Source organism: Sphingobacteriaceae bacterium GW460-11-11-14-LB5, assembly GCA_002151545.1.
Classification (GTDB): domain Bacteria; phylum Bacteroidota; class Bacteroidia; order Sphingobacteriales; family Sphingobacteriaceae; genus Pedobacter.
The window spans coordinates 940,532-957,216 of record CP021237.1 but is presented as its reverse complement, the minus strand read 5'-3'; the positions used below and the strand labels follow the sequence as shown (position 1 = coordinate 957,216).

11 protein-coding genes are annotated in these 16,685 nt (G+C 37.7%); all 11 read right to left on the bottom strand.

Features of this window, described 5'->3' with window-relative positions:
* Nucleotides 1–44 precede the first annotated feature (44 nt).
* Nucleotides 45–365 (bottom strand): hypothetical protein, encoded by a 321-nt coding sequence (locus CA265_04000; protein ARS38885.1) that lies wholly within the window; start codon nucleotides 363–365, stop codon nucleotides 45–47.
* A 197-nt stretch (nucleotides 366–562) separates the two neighbouring features.
* Nucleotides 563–2,194 carry a hypothetical protein gene (locus tag CA265_03995; protein ID ARS38884.1) on the bottom strand — a complete coding sequence of 544 codons (1,632 nt, stop codon included), beginning with the start codon at nucleotides 2,192–2,194 and terminating at the stop codon, nucleotides 563–565.
* A 32-nt stretch (nucleotides 2,195–2,226) separates the two neighbouring features.
* Complete coding sequence (locus CA265_03990; GenBank protein ID ARS38883.1) at nucleotides 2,227–3,927, bottom strand: hypothetical protein; 1,701 nt, start codon at nucleotides 3,925–3,927, stop codon at nucleotides 2,227–2,229.
* Nucleotides 3,927–5,885, bottom strand: a complete 1,959-nt coding sequence (locus CA265_03985) for a hypothetical protein (GenBank protein ID ARS38882.1) — start codon at nucleotides 5,883–5,885, stop codon at nucleotides 3,927–3,929. Before CA265_03985 ends, CA265_03990 begins: the two co-directional genes overlap by 1 nt.
* Nucleotides 5,886–5,901: 16 nt before the next feature.
* Nucleotides 5,902–7,650: a hypothetical protein gene (locus CA265_03980; protein ID ARS38881.1), complete on the bottom strand. Its 1,749-nt coding sequence runs from the start codon at nucleotides 7,648–7,650 to the stop codon at nucleotides 5,902–5,904.
* 20 nt (nucleotides 7,651–7,670) lie between these two features.
* A complete protein-coding gene (locus CA265_03975; protein ID ARS38880.1) occupies nucleotides 7,671–9,344 on the bottom strand; it encodes a hypothetical protein in 1,674 nt (557 codons plus the stop codon).
* Nucleotides 9,345–9,374: 30 nt separating this feature from the next.
* A complete protein-coding gene (locus CA265_03970) occupies nucleotides 9,375–10,118 on the bottom strand; it encodes a hypothetical protein (protein ID ARS38879.1) in 744 nt (247 codons plus the stop codon).
* A gap of 72 nt (nucleotides 10,119–10,190) precedes the next feature.
* Nucleotides 10,191–11,732 carry a hypothetical protein gene (locus CA265_03965; GenBank protein ARS38878.1) on the bottom strand — a complete coding sequence of 514 codons (1,542 nt, stop codon included), beginning with the start codon at nucleotides 11,730–11,732 and terminating at the stop codon, nucleotides 10,191–10,193.
* Nucleotides 11,733–11,744: 12 nt separating this feature from the next.
* On the bottom strand, nucleotides 11,745–14,954 hold the full coding sequence (locus CA265_03960) for a hypothetical protein (protein ARS38877.1): 3,210 nt from the start codon (nucleotides 14,952–14,954) through the stop codon (nucleotides 11,745–11,747).
* Nucleotides 14,954–16,033 carry a hypothetical protein gene (locus CA265_03955; GenBank protein ARS38876.1) on the bottom strand — a complete coding sequence of 360 codons (1,080 nt, stop codon included), beginning with the start codon at nucleotides 16,031–16,033 and terminating at the stop codon, nucleotides 14,954–14,956. The genes CA265_03960 and CA265_03955 overlap by 1 nt, the downstream gene beginning before the upstream one ends.
* Nucleotides 16,005–16,679, bottom strand: coding sequence for a hypothetical protein (locus tag CA265_03950; GenBank protein ARS38875.1), 675 nt, complete (start codon nucleotides 16,677–16,679; stop codon nucleotides 16,005–16,007). Before CA265_03950 ends, CA265_03955 begins: the two co-directional genes overlap by 29 nt.
* Nucleotides 16,680–16,685: the final 6 nt, after the last annotated feature.

The window sequence follows — 16,685 nt, the reverse complement described above, 5'->3', positions numbered from 1 at the left end:
ATAAAAGAGTTAGCCTAAGCTAACCCTTATTTGATTTTATTTAATTACCAGTTACAACCGTAGATATAAATATTGTGGGTAGAATTATAGCAAATGGATTGCGATGGAGACCATGGCGCTGGGCCACAACTACCATCTACATAAGCCTGAGTACCAACATAGTATTGTGAGTGTGGTCCATCGGTAGGAATTCTGCAACTGCCACCGCTCCCACCTTCATCTTCGCCAACAGTTGTAGTTGTTGTTATTGGATCACCCGGATCTGGAGTAGTTGGCCCGTCGCCACCCAATACATTTTTTAATTGTTCGCGAGACAGTGGTTCCATACCCGATAATTCAATTTGGCTTAAGCTAATTTTTTTCATTTAATTTAAAATTTAAGAACTTACGTTCTGGTTGCGTTATTAATGATTTATGTCTACAGCTTAGGTTGTAGTTACCGAACTAGTATGTACAGCCTGGGTACATCATCGCTCAATTAGTGCTAATTTCCTGAGGTTTATATGTTGGTTTGTTTTAAAATTATTTTTGTTTTGGCGTTAATACAGTTCTACCCTGTTATTTAATTCGCCAAGATCATTGTTAGTTCATCGATACGGTAATTTTCAGTTAGTTTGTAACCGTTAACATAAACCGTTGGTGTTGCCCTAATTTTCATCTTTTCGCACCACACTTGCATTGCTGTGATTTTACTACCATACTGTTTTAAATCATCAGAAATAACATGTTTCGCCGCGAATTTGTCGTAATCTTTTATTGGCGCATTGTACCAATCGTTTAATGCTAATTTCAAGTCAGCTTCAGATCTTGTTGCGGCTATTGCCAGGAAATGCCTTACAGGTGCCGCCCGTAAATCTGCTTCATGATCGTAAGCAGTAAATATTATCCTCAATCGAATATCATTACTACCCTCTGCCAAAGACTCGAGATGTGGATGTGCTTTTGAGCAAGGATTGCAATATGGATTACATACTTTAATAATTTCGTATCTGGCATCCTTTTTACCTATTATAATGCCTAAGTCTTCTGGTAATTTTGGTATAGCATTTTGCTGTTCCAGTGAAGTCCAAAATACATTTCGATTTAATTTTAATTTTACCCACTTTTTTTGATACTGCTGCCCGGTTTTGGCTTTCTTGATTGTAGGAACAATAAAGTTTGTGATGAGTAAAACTGAAGTAAAAATTAATCCATATTGAAAATAATCTATCAATGAGGCTAACTCAAGTAACGACGCATGGTTGTTTAAAAGATGGATCAAAAATTGCACAAATAAAACAGCCTGAATTACCAGGCACAAAGCGCACCATTGTTTAGCAATTTTTAGTTGGTAGTAAAGAGAGTAACAAATGTAAGCCACACTTAAAAACGAAAGTACAGCTGATATGCCCAGGTATCCCTGGCTTGACACCCCAAATATTTGTAGAAAAAGGCTAGAAAAGAAATAGCTAAACCCAATTATCGACCAGCTGAGGCCTAAAAATTTAGCGCCTTTAGAATTTAATACAGCAGAACAGTTAACCTTTTTCCCACTTGAACACATTTCCTTCAAGAAAGGGTTTTCTAATTCCATATCCAGCGCCAGGATAATACCAGAGACAATGGTTCCTGTAAAATTGAGTCCCCATAAGGCTAAATAGTAAAGATTTACTTTTTGCTCATCATAAGAAAGGACTACACCAGCAACAGCAAAAAAGATAAGCAGGAATATCGGACTTCGATTTATAACAGAAGCTAATAATTCTGCCTTTCTTTTTTGTTTATAATTGGTTTCTTCAGCGTTTTGGCCCTTTTCTACAAGAAGAATAATTCCAAGTTCAATTTTGTTAAACTCTTCTGCATTCATCCTTACCCATTTCAATTCTCTGGGATGAAAAAAATTCACTTCATTTTCTTCAATGTTATTAATTAAAGTAAAAAAAGGTTTTTCCCATCCCTCCATTTGAATTGAAGCAATAAAAGGGATTTCGAAATCTTCTAGATTAAATTCTTCATTCCTTTGTATAGCCAGGCTTTTAATTCCAAAATCGTTTATCACATCTTTTATGCAAAGCAGAGATGGAAAATCAGGATGGAAATTAAGTTTTTCTCTTATAGAAGTATCTGTCACACTAACACCAACCTCTTTCAGCAAAACCTTAATAACAGTAAATAAATTGTCATCTCGCTGACGGAGTTTGTTGAGAGCGTTCATAAATTAAATTGTTATCAGAATATGCCTTGGGTTTATTTTAAAAATTCTAATTCAAAGTTTTTAAGGTACGGTTTACCATCAAAACTAAAATCGGGAAGAATATTGATTTTCATCCAATACAAGGTTAATGCAGATACGTCGCTCACTGTTGATGGAATTGACAATGTTGAAGTAATAGGTTCAGCAGTTGTTCCTGGAGGATATAGTGAGGCTAAACTTCCCCATACATAAGGACCCGCTAAAACCATTCCGTATCCTGTAGGTGCTTTATTAAATAATGATCCTTCAGTTCCTTCATCTACTGGCCAGAAACCAATAAGATTTGTATAATTAGGATGCTTGGTAATATCTTTCAAATCTTTATTTGCCGAAATTACAGTTCCATCCAAAGCAGTATTAAAATAGCACAAATTGGCAGCATAAAAGTCTGCTGCACCACTTCCGTCTACCTTAACGAAACCGATTTTTAAAGGTTCTGCTGTAGTTAAGCTTTTATGTCCATTAATATTGCCGCTATTATTAAGTACTCCATCCGTATAGGTTGTTAATGTTCGGGTAGTAGCATTTACACGCTTAACAGTGAAAGTTAAAGTATGCCATGCTAAATCAGCTAATGGGCTACCTCCAGAAATCTGCGTTCTACCTGTACCAGAACCATTTTGCGTGCCACCTACTGAAACTGTCCAATTGGCATTATCAGTAAAAAGTAACCAACCTGTTTGCGTAGTTCCATCTATTCCCACACTCTTAGATAAAAATGCTGGATAACGCGTATTCGAATTAAACTTTACCTGAATCTGCACAGTAAAATCTTTATCGGTACCTGCATCATACAGTCCGTTATCGTTTGGCACGGTAGCCAGTACGGAAGTATTATTAAATCTTATGGTATTAAAACCCGATTTCTTTAATTCAAAAGGTTTAAAAGATGGATTGTATAATAGCGTAAAGCCATTTGTAGGGTTTGCGCTACTACCGCCATGATTACTGGTCACGATTACAAGCCATTCCTCGTTTGCAAAATTCTTCCTGGCCTTTAATGCAGTTAAAATATTACCCACATATTCATCTGCCTTAACAATTGCATTTTTATAATTGGCATTGGTTGCCACATAACCACCATTGTCACCAGCAGCTTCTACATCTCTAAAATTCACAAACATGGTACCTAAGCCTGCCTGGTTATTCAGAATACTGATTGTGCTATCTTTAACAGCTAAATCCGTTGATACTACAGGCAAAAAGTCTGCATTACGCATATAGCTACGCAGATTAGCCCATGGCGTAACAAAAGCTGTTTTTACAGATTTATACTGGGTAACATAATCGAATACATTACGATAAGAAACAATTGGTGCATGGGCATTATTCCCGGTTTGGCTCCTTTCAAAATTATCGTTGCTAATCTGATGTTTTGAAAAACCTGTACCAGTTAACATGGATACCCATCCGGCAGCATCTGAAGAAGTTTTTAAAGTATTGTAAGAATACTTAGCGTTTTTTTGCAATGTTGCAATATTGGTTGGTGCAACAGTTTGCAGTTCGGTACCTGTTAAACCATCAATACTAATCACCAATACCTTACGCTGACCAACAGAGAGCGGTTTCAGGTCTTCGTAAATAGCTGAAGGATTATTGTATTTTTTGCAACCCGTGTAGCCAAATAAGCCTACTGCACAAAAAATTAAAAGTATGTTATATATTTTATTGTTAATTTTCATAATAAGCGCCATTAAGGTTTAATTAGATTGCATTCTGATAAGTTAGCATAGGTAGCATTAACCCCGCTTTTAATCACCACCTTTATAAACTTTGTACTTATGTTACCGGCCGGGAAATTAAAATTGTAAACTGCGGTATTTTGTGGTAAAGTGGTAGTGCCAACGCTCACGTAATTTACATTATCGTTACTGGCAAATATTTCTACATCTTTTACATACCCTCCACTATTATTTTGTCTTTGTGCAAAGGTTACACCTTTAACTGCAATCGGCACTGGCGATCCGGTACCTAATACAATATTGATAGGATAACCTACAGTATTGGTTGGTGTTGCTGTACCATAGTTAGAATGCCAGTAAGAAGAAGCACTTACAACACCGTCTACTAATGCAGCCGCAGTTCCGTCACCTGTATAAAAGGAACTAACTGATACTACCGTAGTATTATAAGTAATGGTCCCTGTACCACCAGTTTTATTTAAGGGATTATAGGTCCATATTGCGGTTTTTAAAAGTGGGTATTTTGCATTAACCTTTGCCACTACTGCATCACTAACGCTAATTCCCCATGCGCCAAAAAACGGAGACAAATCTGTTTTGGTATAATCAGAAAGCTTTTCGTACACAAAATTATGCTTCGTAATATCGCTAGAATTTAATCTATCTGCATGGCGGGCTTCTGAATAAAGATAAGTCATTGCACCATAACCATATTTTTCAAAAATCTGTACAAAAGGTGTCATTTTCATAAACGGCGCTTCATCTACTGCGTTCATGGCCGCATCGGTATCGAAATTTTTTGCTCCGCTACCGCTGGCATAAGTAATTGCCTTAGGGAAACCGCTTGAAACGGCCGGGTGTAGAATATTATAATTTGCACCAATTCTATTAGCTACTTTAAAGCTGAACAAGTTATTAGTCGTTTCGCCTAAAGTGCTCCAGCTCCATACGCTACCCTGCTGACAATTATGTCCAAATTCGTGGTAAGAACCCCATTGCCCTTCACTGGTGCTCAAGCTTTTCACACTTGTAAAACTTCTGAACCACTCACTATCATTAGTACCAACAAAAGGAAATCCATTATGGCCATAACCATTAGTTAACTGGATATCTAATACACCGCGCCATTGACTTTGCGGACTACGGTCTCTGATATCAGGAGCATTATCTGATAAACCCATCCAGGCGTTATAATCTAAATCGAATACATCATTCCATTTAGTCAAGGCTAAGGATGGATTGGTAAAAGGCTCTACAGAATTAAATGTAGCGATAACCTTATCTCTCGGAATTGTAAAAATAACCCGTTTAGCCCTTAATTCTAACCAAGGTACTTGCGAGGCTTTTACTTTAGCAACCCAATCCGCATCAACACTCTGGCCCAAGATAAAATCAGGAGATACTACGGCACCGCTAATACTAAAAGTAACAGGATTAGCATAGGCAAAAGAAGCCAATATATATATATGCCCACCATACAAGTTGCGTATATAATTAACTCCTGCAACCAATAGCTTTCTGTTGTAAATTACCGGATCGCGCAACAATGGAGATTTACCTCCAAGGTTATCGGTATGTGCCCCTATTTGTACAGTTAATCCCTCTACTCCTGCAGGAACTACCAATTTAATGAGTTCGCCAGGAGCGGCATAATAACCTGTACTATATTGTGGAGAAGGTGCAACCGAAATTCTTAAATTCTGTGCAGTTTGATCGGTAAAGTTAAGATCCAAAGTAAACTGGGCGTCTTTAACCCTAGGCTCTGATTGATCTACCAAACCAGGGAATACCCTGGCCTTAGCATACATAGACTTATCTATTACTTTCATATTGGTATCAACAGTTCCTTCTGCCACATTCTGTGAATCATCTGGATAGCCGTCTGGTACCTCGTAGCCATACTTTTTACAGGCTGTAAATGCCACTAAAAGAGATAGGCCAAATATTTTAGTTAACTGATTAATTTTCATTTTATCAATTTTTAAGTTAATTAGTTGGTAATACTATTGTTGGGGTAAACAAATTACCCATTAAGCCCCATTGTTGCGGTACAGCTATATTTAGCCAGTTGTAAATTAATACTGGAATATCAATACCATTTGGAACATTTTTAAAGGCCAGATCGGTAATATTACCACCTACAACAGGCGAAACTTCAAGAAAATATGCCCAGCTTGCACTTCCGGTTACTGCAAAGTCTTTTTTCGCTGCTGAAAGATCTTTTAATACCAGACCAGTACCTTCGTTTGATGGCCACCATCCCAATAGTTTATCAGGGTTAGGCGCTGTAAATGAAATCTCCTTTTTCATATTGGCGATCAGATCGGCATCGGTCATGGCAATATTATAAATAGCCATATCCCTAAACCATAAATCAGTACCATCCGTTGCAACTGTTGCTTTTCCGGCCCCCATGTGTAGGGCAGCAGGGTTAGTTAAGTTTTTACCGGTAATATCTACGCTGGTAAGTTTTTTGCCATCCTGAAATAAAGACACATAACGTACAGCTCCTTCATTAAATAACTTAAAAGCAAGTGTGTGCCATTTACCATCTCTAATTACTGCACCGGCCGAAATGGTATAACCACCTGCAAAACTTAAGTAATAAGAATCGCCCCAGGTCATTAAATCCCAGCCTGTACTGTTTAACCCTTCTCTGGCAGTATAGTTACTCATGTTACCGCAAAAATGGGCATAGTTACTAGCGCCACTTGCAGTGCTCTTAATTTTTAACACAAAAGTATAATCACCAGTGGTACCAAAATCACCAATATTGGCATCAGAAAGTACTGCCACCCCATTGTTTGCTACAGTTGAAGTTAGGCGAAGTGCCGAACCTGTAAAAGGATAAGAACTTGGATCTGGTTGATTAACCAATGTTTTTGAAAATCTTGGGTTATAAAATGCTACATAGGTATTTCTAGAAGGATCGTTGTAAATATTAGAACCTGCACCACCGCCTGATACACCACCACCTTTGTTAGAAGCGACAACGATTAACCAGTTTTCGCCAGAATATCCTTTTCTAGCTTTTAATGCTGTTAAAATTTCGCCAATATACCCATCAATAGTTTGAATAGCAGTTGCATAAGCAGGCGTACTTGCAGTATAGCCATTGGCTGCACCTGCAACATCAGCACTATGAAATTGTGCTACCACCATGGTTGGATTATTTGTGCTTAGCTCTGCTACTACTCCAGCCTTTACTGCAGCATCATCAGATACGTTCTGTTTTATGGTTGCATCGCCAGCCAGCTTATCGTTAAAAAGTGGAGTTGATGCAATTGAAACAGTTCTTGATGAACTTAATGAGCTCTTAATACGTGTAAAAATTGTAGGCGTAGTTGCCAAATTAAGTCCGGCAAAATCCTCCGTAGTTACATTACTTTTAGTATAATCGTAGCCCGTAAACATATTAGTCCATCCGGCTGCATTCGTAATAACATTTCGCTTATCATCAGCAAGTCCATCAAAAGTATATAATGCTTTAGCATTGATAGTTGCAATATTGGCAGGTGCAAGTGTTTTAATTGCTGCTCCAGTTACGCCATCTAAAACAATGTAAAGCACCTTTTTACCGGCACCCAGCCCTGCAGTATCATTTTTAAAAGTTTGTGGCAATGTATTTTCAAAATCCTTATTACACCCGGTAGCCATAAGGATAAGCCCAAATACCGAAGCTAAGCCAAAGCATTTTAGGGCAATAGTTAATGTAAATCCTTTTTTCATATTCATTATGTTTGAAACTATATTGATCAATTAGAAAAAGTTAGGCGTAATAAGTTGCGTGGTAAAAAGGTGTTGAAGCGCAAAATATCTCCTACCAAAATTACTTGCGAACCAGTACTGATTGAAGTTTCGAGCATATCGTAAACTGTACCTTGAAAACCTCCTGTATTATTATAACCAACAGCCAATTGTCCATTGCTTTCTAATACCATAAATCCTTGCCGTAAATAATCGCCGTATTTGTTAAAAGAACCGCTAACAATTATTTTACCGTTATTAAGCTGCCCTACGAAAGTAGCTATGCCCCCTGTTATTGGAAGCGGATTAAACGTAGTAACGTTAGAACCATTTGCATTTAGTAAGTTAACACCAGCAGATGCTTTTCCGTTAAAGCTGGTAAATGTGCCTGCGATTACAATTTTATCGGTATTAGCATTGTATCTGATCGAGTAAATATCTCCATTTGCCGCTGCCCCTACACTAAAGCTGTTATCTACACTGCCATCTAAGTTTAACCTCACAATTCTATTGGCCTGTACACCATTAAATGTGGTAAAAGTACCCGCCAGGATCAATTTTCCATCGGCCTGCATCATAGCATCTAAAATTACCCCATTTGCACCTACAGCACTCTGGCGTGTAGATTTGTTATAATGAAAGGTCGAATCCATCGTACCATCCATATTTACCCTGACCATTTGGCGCATTCTGGTTAAATCGTAAACCTTTTCATCGTAACTAGAGTTTGGCAGATACATTCGTTTATAATTATTAAAACTACCAACAAGGTAAACTTGCTCGCCAAAAACGAATGTTTTCCTAACTGGCCCATCTACACCGGCATTAAATGCACTGACAGTATCACCATTTTTATAAATTTCCTGTGGTTTTGGATTAATAACATTGGTAAGCACCAAACTATCCAATGATCCAGTGGTATTTAACCTTGCCACATTATTTAACGTTTGACGGTTCGGGCGTGTAGAATTAAAAGAGGTAAAACTACCACCAATAATAAATTTACCAGCCTGGCTACCTGTTGCAATTCTTGTAATCGAATTAATGTACTTGCCAGCACCACCAGCTGCTTTACCAAAAGCGACTCCACTTGTGGTATAAGCCCCATCTCCGGTTATTTGAGCAATACCTCCTATTGGCACTTTCTCTGTACCTTTTAATTCGAAATTATTAAAGGCTCCACCTACAAAGTAGTTACCGTTTGCTAAGCCCTCTATATCATACACAGTGCTCATACCCGTACTATTTGTTGCGCCATTAATTACCTTCCATGTAGGATCTACACTTACCTTACCCCCCACTTTAACCAATGGGCCAAAAAAGCTTTGTCCTTGTGAGGTAATCCACATACTACCTGTACTGGCAGTAATTGGAACCTTAAAGGTTAATGTGCTATCGTTAGTTGATCCTGTAACCACCTCGGCTTCAACTTCATTTACGTATACTTTAAAATCGTTGATATACTTATTCAATCCTTTTACCTTTACGCTTAACACCTCGCCCGCATTTACCACATCTGGTTCGATAGTTTTAGTAACGAAAGTAATATCCAAAGGTTTTTTACCCCCGGCGTAAGGATCTTCTGTTAGACCATTCTGTTTTTTGCAGGAAACAAAAGTTGCTGTCAGGCATATTGCCAAAAACAAATGGGCCTTAAATTTATATTTTATGTTATTTAACATTTTTATTCAATTTACGAGTGAAATATTAAACTATGGCGTTGCCGGATCTATACCTGCCGATATGGCCTGTTCGATAAACGTGTATGTATTAAAGCCAAAATTGTGTTTACTCTTGGTTAACACATGTAAAACACCGTTTGTAGGCTGTATATCAGAAGTTGCTACCGGAATATTAATCAATGACACCTGTGGGTTCGATAAATCAGGGATATAAGCCAGGTATAACTGGCGATAGCCTGCATAGGAAACTCTTGATATTTCTGCTCCCGCAGCATTGTAGACTACAGCATCGTTAAAAATTACACCAATATTCATAATCCTGTTCCCATAAGAGGCATAACCCTGGCCTGGATAAGCCAGATAAGATAATGTATCGCGCTGTGGATAATCTTTCAAGCGGCTCGCGCCTTTAAAGATATACTGAGAAAGTATATTCTTCCATACCAAAGGTTTGATTTGTGAAAGTTTAGATACCGTATCTTTACCCTGTACCCTTAAATATACGTTTAATTGTTTAATTGATTTATAAATAGAGCCACTTGGCGGAGCAAAAAATGTGATATTTTCTTTGCTAACCACATCAGCCATACCTGCTAGTTTAATAACAGTTAGAGTAGAATCGAAGAATGGTTTTTTTTCTTCCATATACTGGAGTATGTTTCCATTATATTTTGCATCATGAACCCCAGTTTCCTGATAGTATTTCTTACAACTGGCTAATGCCAATAGCATACAGATTAGGGAAAATAATAGCGTCTTATCTTTATTTTTCATTGTCTTATATTTTAAAAGCTAATGAAGCTACCAGCAGGTATAAATTTGTTTACTGATAGTTGCATCATCCTATTAATTCCAAAAATTATTACCAATTAAATATGGGTTTGCACTACGCTCATCAGCACTAATGGTTAAAGGCCAGGTCCATGCACCTGCATTTAGGTTAGCAACTGAAATAGGTGATTTAGTAAAATCAGAATTTACAACCCGCTTTGTTCTTACCAGATCGAAAAAGAACTGCCCCTCGCCAATCAGCTCCCTGCATCTTTCTCTATATATTTCGTCTTTCAAATCTTGTCCGCTTAACACGATTGGAGGTGCAGCCGCGGCCTCTCTTACCCTATTGGTAAAATCTCTTGCTCCACCTTCATCGCCAAGTTCGGCAAGTGCTTCAGCAGTTAATAAATAACAATCAGGCAATCTGAAAATGATAGCACTATCGTCGCTCGTAACTGATATAGCAGAACCAGATCCCGTTGTATAAATATTTGCAAATTTTTTAAACTGGAAAGTACCTGTTCCTGAATCATAGTTTTCGAACCAGTTGGTTAACCTGGCATCAGGAATACCTGCAGGGTAAAGCTTACTGATATAATCTTTATTATAAGCCATAGAACTTGCCGTTTTAGTTACTGTACCACGGTAAGGATAATGTGAGAAATAATAAGAGAAACCTGCAGGTAAAGAAAAGCCTTCGCCGTAGTTAAAATCTTGTAATATGCCAAATAAATTTTCCGAACTCCGTCCTTTAAAAATTTTCAGCGTATTTTCTGAAGTAATTGGTAAAAGCTTATAATTGGTATAGGTATCCAATTCTGTTGCCAATGTTTTTACAGCTTCGTAATATTTTGTTTTATTCTCATTATCCCATGCTGCAGCCCACATATTTAAATGCATTAACAAGGCAACTGCAGTTGCTTTGGTAGGTCTAAAACCATTTGAAGAAACATCGTTATAAGTGGTAGGCAAATCAGCTTTAGCAGCTGTCATATCTGCTATGCATTTTTTCATTACTTCTACCTGAGGGGTTCTTGCTAGTGGTGTACTGTGATAAGCTTCTGTATAATAAACTGCATCACCAAATAACTTGCAGATAAACATATAACTCAGGTTACGTAAAAATACCGCTTCTGCTTTATACCTCCTTCTGTCTGCATCCTGCAAGCTAGAAGATGGCACCTTATCGATTTCGAAATACATGATGTTTGATGCAGCGATTACATCGTACCACTCTTTCCAGCTCATAATTTTTTTCATCAAATTATCATAACGGTTACCTCTGGAAACAATAAACTTCATATTGTTTCCAATTAAGGCGTTAAAGGTATTGGCTCCATCGCCATCTATACTCAATACATTTATACTATTACCCCGAATTTCTAATGCCGGGAAAAAGGCACGATCATCACCATTAAAAAATTGTGGTGTACCGGCTACTTTTGATCTTAACCGGGCATAAATGCCATTTGTAAATCCTTCTACCTCTTCGCGGGTTTTCCAAAAATTATTGCCTGACTGAGCTTCAATCGGTGTTACATTGAGAAACTTTTTACACCCTGCGGTGGTAAAAACCAATGCGGCAAACAGGATTATATATTTAATATTTTTCATTTTCTTAAAATTTTAAAACTCAATGTTTAAACCTAAAGTAAACTGTCTTGGAGATGGGTAACCTCCCGAATCATCTCTACCTAAACTGGTTACATTTTCAGGATTAGGACCAGTATAACGCGTAATAAAACCAAGGTTGGCAGCAGTAGCATTGATGCTTACCCTATTCATACCGAATTTACTGGTAAAGCTCTTATTAAAGATATAATATACTTTTATGGAGTTTAGTTTAAAGTATGAACCGTCTTCCTGGAATACTGTTTGATTAAGTCTGTATGGATCGATAATGCCCGCACGTACAAAGTCTAAAGGGTTTCCGTAAGTGGCTATATCACCAGGTGTACGCCAGTAGTTAAGTTCACTTAAAGGCACCAAGCTACCCGACTTAAGCGGATTGTTGTATGCCGGAGAACTGAAGTTTTGGAATTGCTTAGCTAACGGGTTATTAATAATATCACGAACTAAGGTAAAAGAGGTATTAATCTCTACGCTCCAGTTCTTCCATTGCAGGTAAGAATAAAATCCACCTGTAACTTGTGGTTGCGAGTTACCTGCAATTACCCTATCGTTACCATCCAGTACATAGTTACCATCTAAATCGGTAAAAATAGGATCTCCTGCCCTAAAATAATTTAATCGGCCAGTACCACCCACACGATAAGGTAAACCTGTATTCGGATCAACAGGTACCTGTGCATTGGTAGAATATACACCTTTGGTATTATATAGGTAGTTAGAAAGTGAGTTGGTACCTAAACGGTAATAAATATCCTGTCCTAAATCTCTATCATAATAAATTAAATCTCTTAAACCATCTGGCAGTTGAGCTAAAACTTCTCTGTTTATGGCAAAGTTCCCTGATATTGTCCATTTAAAAGGGCTGCTCGGATTTAATGGACGGGCAGTTGCCTGGAATTCCCAACCGTAATTTACGTTACTAATCTCATTTGAAGCAATGGTTGAGAATGAATTGGTGCCTGAGATATTTTTATACCTGAAGATATTATCGTTTTGTTTATAATAGGTATCAAAATTTAATGAAAAGCGGTTTTGAAACAAGCTAAAATCAACACCGGCATTATAAGTAGTAGCTTTAGTTGGCTGCAAATCTAAATTAGGCAACCTTTCCAGGTCTAAAAGTATAGAATTGCTGTTGTTATAACGCGGGCCTCCAGCATATTTACCATAGGCATCGAAAACACCTCCTACCGGCTGAATATTGGAACCATAACTTAAACGAATATCAGCATAATCAACCCACTTAACGTTTTCCATAAACTTCTCCTTGTTAAAGTTCCATTTTAAGGCTATTGATGGGTTGGCAATATAACGGGCATTTTCTCCGTTAGCAGAGTTTGCATCTAAACGATAGTTAAGGTCTAAAACATATTTTTGCCTATAGTTATAAGAAAATGCACCTGCGAAGGCTATACTTCTATCATCCCTATAATCAATAGTACCACCCAATGAGGTTAGATAATCAGTCATGTTAGTTAAAGGTCCTCTTAACTGATCGTTTACTCCTTTTTGGTTCAGAATCGCATCAGCCTTAAAAAAGCTCGAATTGATCTCGGTAAATGCAAACAAATTGAAGGTATGTGAATCTTCTCCGGCTGCATCTTTTAGGCCATAAACATAAGAAAACTGGTTACGGTTATATAATTTGGTAGCTCGATCGTTATAAGTATAATATTGAGATTGGTTACCATTTAACGCCGCTGGCGAAAAATTATCCTTTGTATTAGAGTTATTGGTATAGTTTAAGAAGGTTGCGATTCTGAAATTTCTAAAAACTTCGTATTCGGCATTAATAGTTGCAAAAGTTTGCAATGATTTATTGTCATTATCCGTTTCAAGCTGTGCCAAAACACCACTTTGTGATGAATAGAGCGATGGTGAAGGCAGTAATGTTGATGCCGTACCTGTAGTTGCTAAACCACTATTTAATAAACCATTACCACTCCCCGTTTGTACTTTTTGGATCGAGTTCTGTAACTGTCCAACCAATTTAAACTTCGGAGTTGGGTTATATTGCATATTCATATTCAAATTATATCTTGAATATCCCGTATTCTCTTGTATACCAGTCTCATCAAAAGCACCTAAGCCCACTTTATAGTTGAAAGCCACATCCCCGCCTGATATATTCACGTTATGGCTTTGGTTAAATGTATTTCTGTAAAAGAAAGATTGCCAGTCGGTAGAGTTATTAAAGTATGCATTTAAACTATCAGCCAGAATTGGTGAAGAGTTGATTAAATCTATTGCATGGTTATAAGTACTATCATTCTGCAAAATCTGCGAAATACGTAACAACCTTTCTCCCTTACCACCAATTACGGTACGTAACTGAGGTACCAAAGAGAAAAATGAGGCACCAGTGTAACGAACTACAGGCACTTTTGAGCTACCACGTTTGGTGGTAACCAAAATTACCCCATAAGCACCTCTCGATCCGTACAATGCAGTTGCTGCAGCATCTTTCAAGGTAGTAATATCTTCTATATCCTCGGGCGGAATCTGAGAAATTGGCGATACACCTGGTCCTGCCTGCTGGAAACCATAAGAATAATTGGTATTATCATCTACAGGTACGCCATCGATTACAAATAATGGTGAAGTAGGTGTTAAGAAACTAGAACTTCCTGAACCTGAAACATTGATGTTCGAAATACCCCGTAAGGTAATAGAGCCCCTGAAACCTGGTGCACCCGTACTATTCTGAATGTTCAAACCAGCAACTTTACCTTGTAAAAGTGACATTACATCACTTGCCGGCTGCCCCTGGATATCTTTACCTGAAATGGTTACTGTAGAGCCTGTTGTTAGGGTTCTTGTTTTTGTCTGATATCCCGCGGTAACAGTTACTTCTTTAAGCGTAGCATTATCGCCCTGTAATGTTAAATTAATTACTGTTCGGTTATTTACCTTGATGGTTTGTGTGACATAACTTAGGTATTTAAAAGTAATTTCTGCATTAGAAGCAACAGTTACCCTAAAGCGGCCTTCTCCATCGGTTTGACCTAAAACCTTGCCAGCACTTAAGATGCTTACGCCAGGCATGGTTTCTTTCTTTTTTGATTCTCCATCATAAACCGTACCTGTAACCGCAATTTGCTGTTGTGCGAAGGCCAGATTGTGCAAACCAAAAATCAATAAAATTACTATACTGTAAAAATACTTCATTGGAAATATATTTTGTTTTGATTTAGTTAGTTTCATCAGTCGTTATCAAATTTTGGTTTATCATTCTTAAACTGGAAGATAATTTCCCAATCGCCCTCTTCATAAATCTTAAAATTTAATGCGACATAACAGTGTAGCAGTACGGCACCAAAGGCCTGTCTGTCGAACCTGAATACGACCCTTGCAGCACCGCCATCTGTTGTCGTATATTTTGTAGGATACGCCGTTAAAGGAATTGGATAGGCGATATCAAATTTTACTTTATTGGCATCTTTTACCATATTAAAGCCATGTACAAGATTCCCCCAATCAGTTAGCGCAAACTTATTTGGATCGATGGTTTGTGCTAGTGTATCGACAAATTTGAAACTAATACTATGGCCTGAATAACCTGGCAAACCTTTTGGCAGTTTATTGAAAGTAACCCGTACATCACTTGATGATAAAAACTGATTGGTTTTAACACCAGTGATAAATACACCTGATGGACTTACAGAAGTAGAGGTTCCCTGACCAGTTATCGGATCAAGAGGTGAAGGTTCATATGGACGCTCGCGAAGTGGCGTAAGGCGCATATTCTGAAAATATTTTCGACCACCAGTATTCGACATTTCAACATCGAAAACATAACCAGAGTCTGGCTGGGCTTTAATCATATTGGAATTGGCTTCTGCCCACATTAAAAATTCGCCAGAGTGCGGACGCACCTCGAAAAGCGGATGGTTCTCAATTACACGCTTGGCTTCAATCTCAGCAAGCGATTTCTCCGTTCCATCATAAGCAGTTTTCCATACTTTTACCGGATAAAGTTTGGTTAACTCGGGAGCAGGCTCACCGCCAAAAGTACGCATGTTCACAATTTTAAAATCTAAAGGCCTGCTAGAGTTGCCATAGGTAAAATTGTTGGTAAATAATGTATTTCTGCCTAAAGTAGGCTGATAAAGGTACTGGGTATACTGACTATCACTAGCTATAGATAGTCTATTATCAGGTAAATTTTTCTTACACGATGTTAGCAGAAACATCAGGCTTGATAGCATGATACCCATACTAAGAATGTATTTATTAGTTTTCATCTTCATAAGGCTATTGAAATAATCTGGCTGTAAATTCATCAAATCCGAAATTGTGTAACGGACTCAAAATATTAATAGTAGCATTATCAGCCTGGATATTAACGGCATTTGTTTTTGTTGTTATCCAAGCCAGTTTAATAGTTGAACCATACATATCACTGTATTCGAGTGTTATAGCGCCACCACCTACATATCCTGAAGCATTTGATCTTACTGCTTTAATATGCATAGGGTAGTTAATGCCTATAGTATTTAGCGCAATGCCATCAACACTATTGATATATGCGGTGGTTGTTCTGTTACCCCTAATAATGTACTTAGAAAGCATATACAACAGTTGATCCGGATCAGCAGTGCTTAAATAAATTGGTGCTTTCCCTGCTGCCTTTCTGGCTTGGTTTAAATATTTTACCGATGCTGCAAAATTTTCGTTTACAGGTGCAAACAGCGTTATCTTTTGGTTGGTCAAAGAATCTTTTACAAATGGAAAACGATCTAATACCAGTAAAAGTGAATCAAAAGTATTAGGCTTCGATTTTAAATAGTCCAGCGCCGAGCCTTTAAACGTTTGTACCGTATTGGTATAATCGTAATAAGTCGAATCGCTTTTCTTGCAAGCACTTAAATAAATGCCCATTACCACTAACAGCAATAATAAGCTTCTCTTATATAATTTCTTTTTCATGATCTT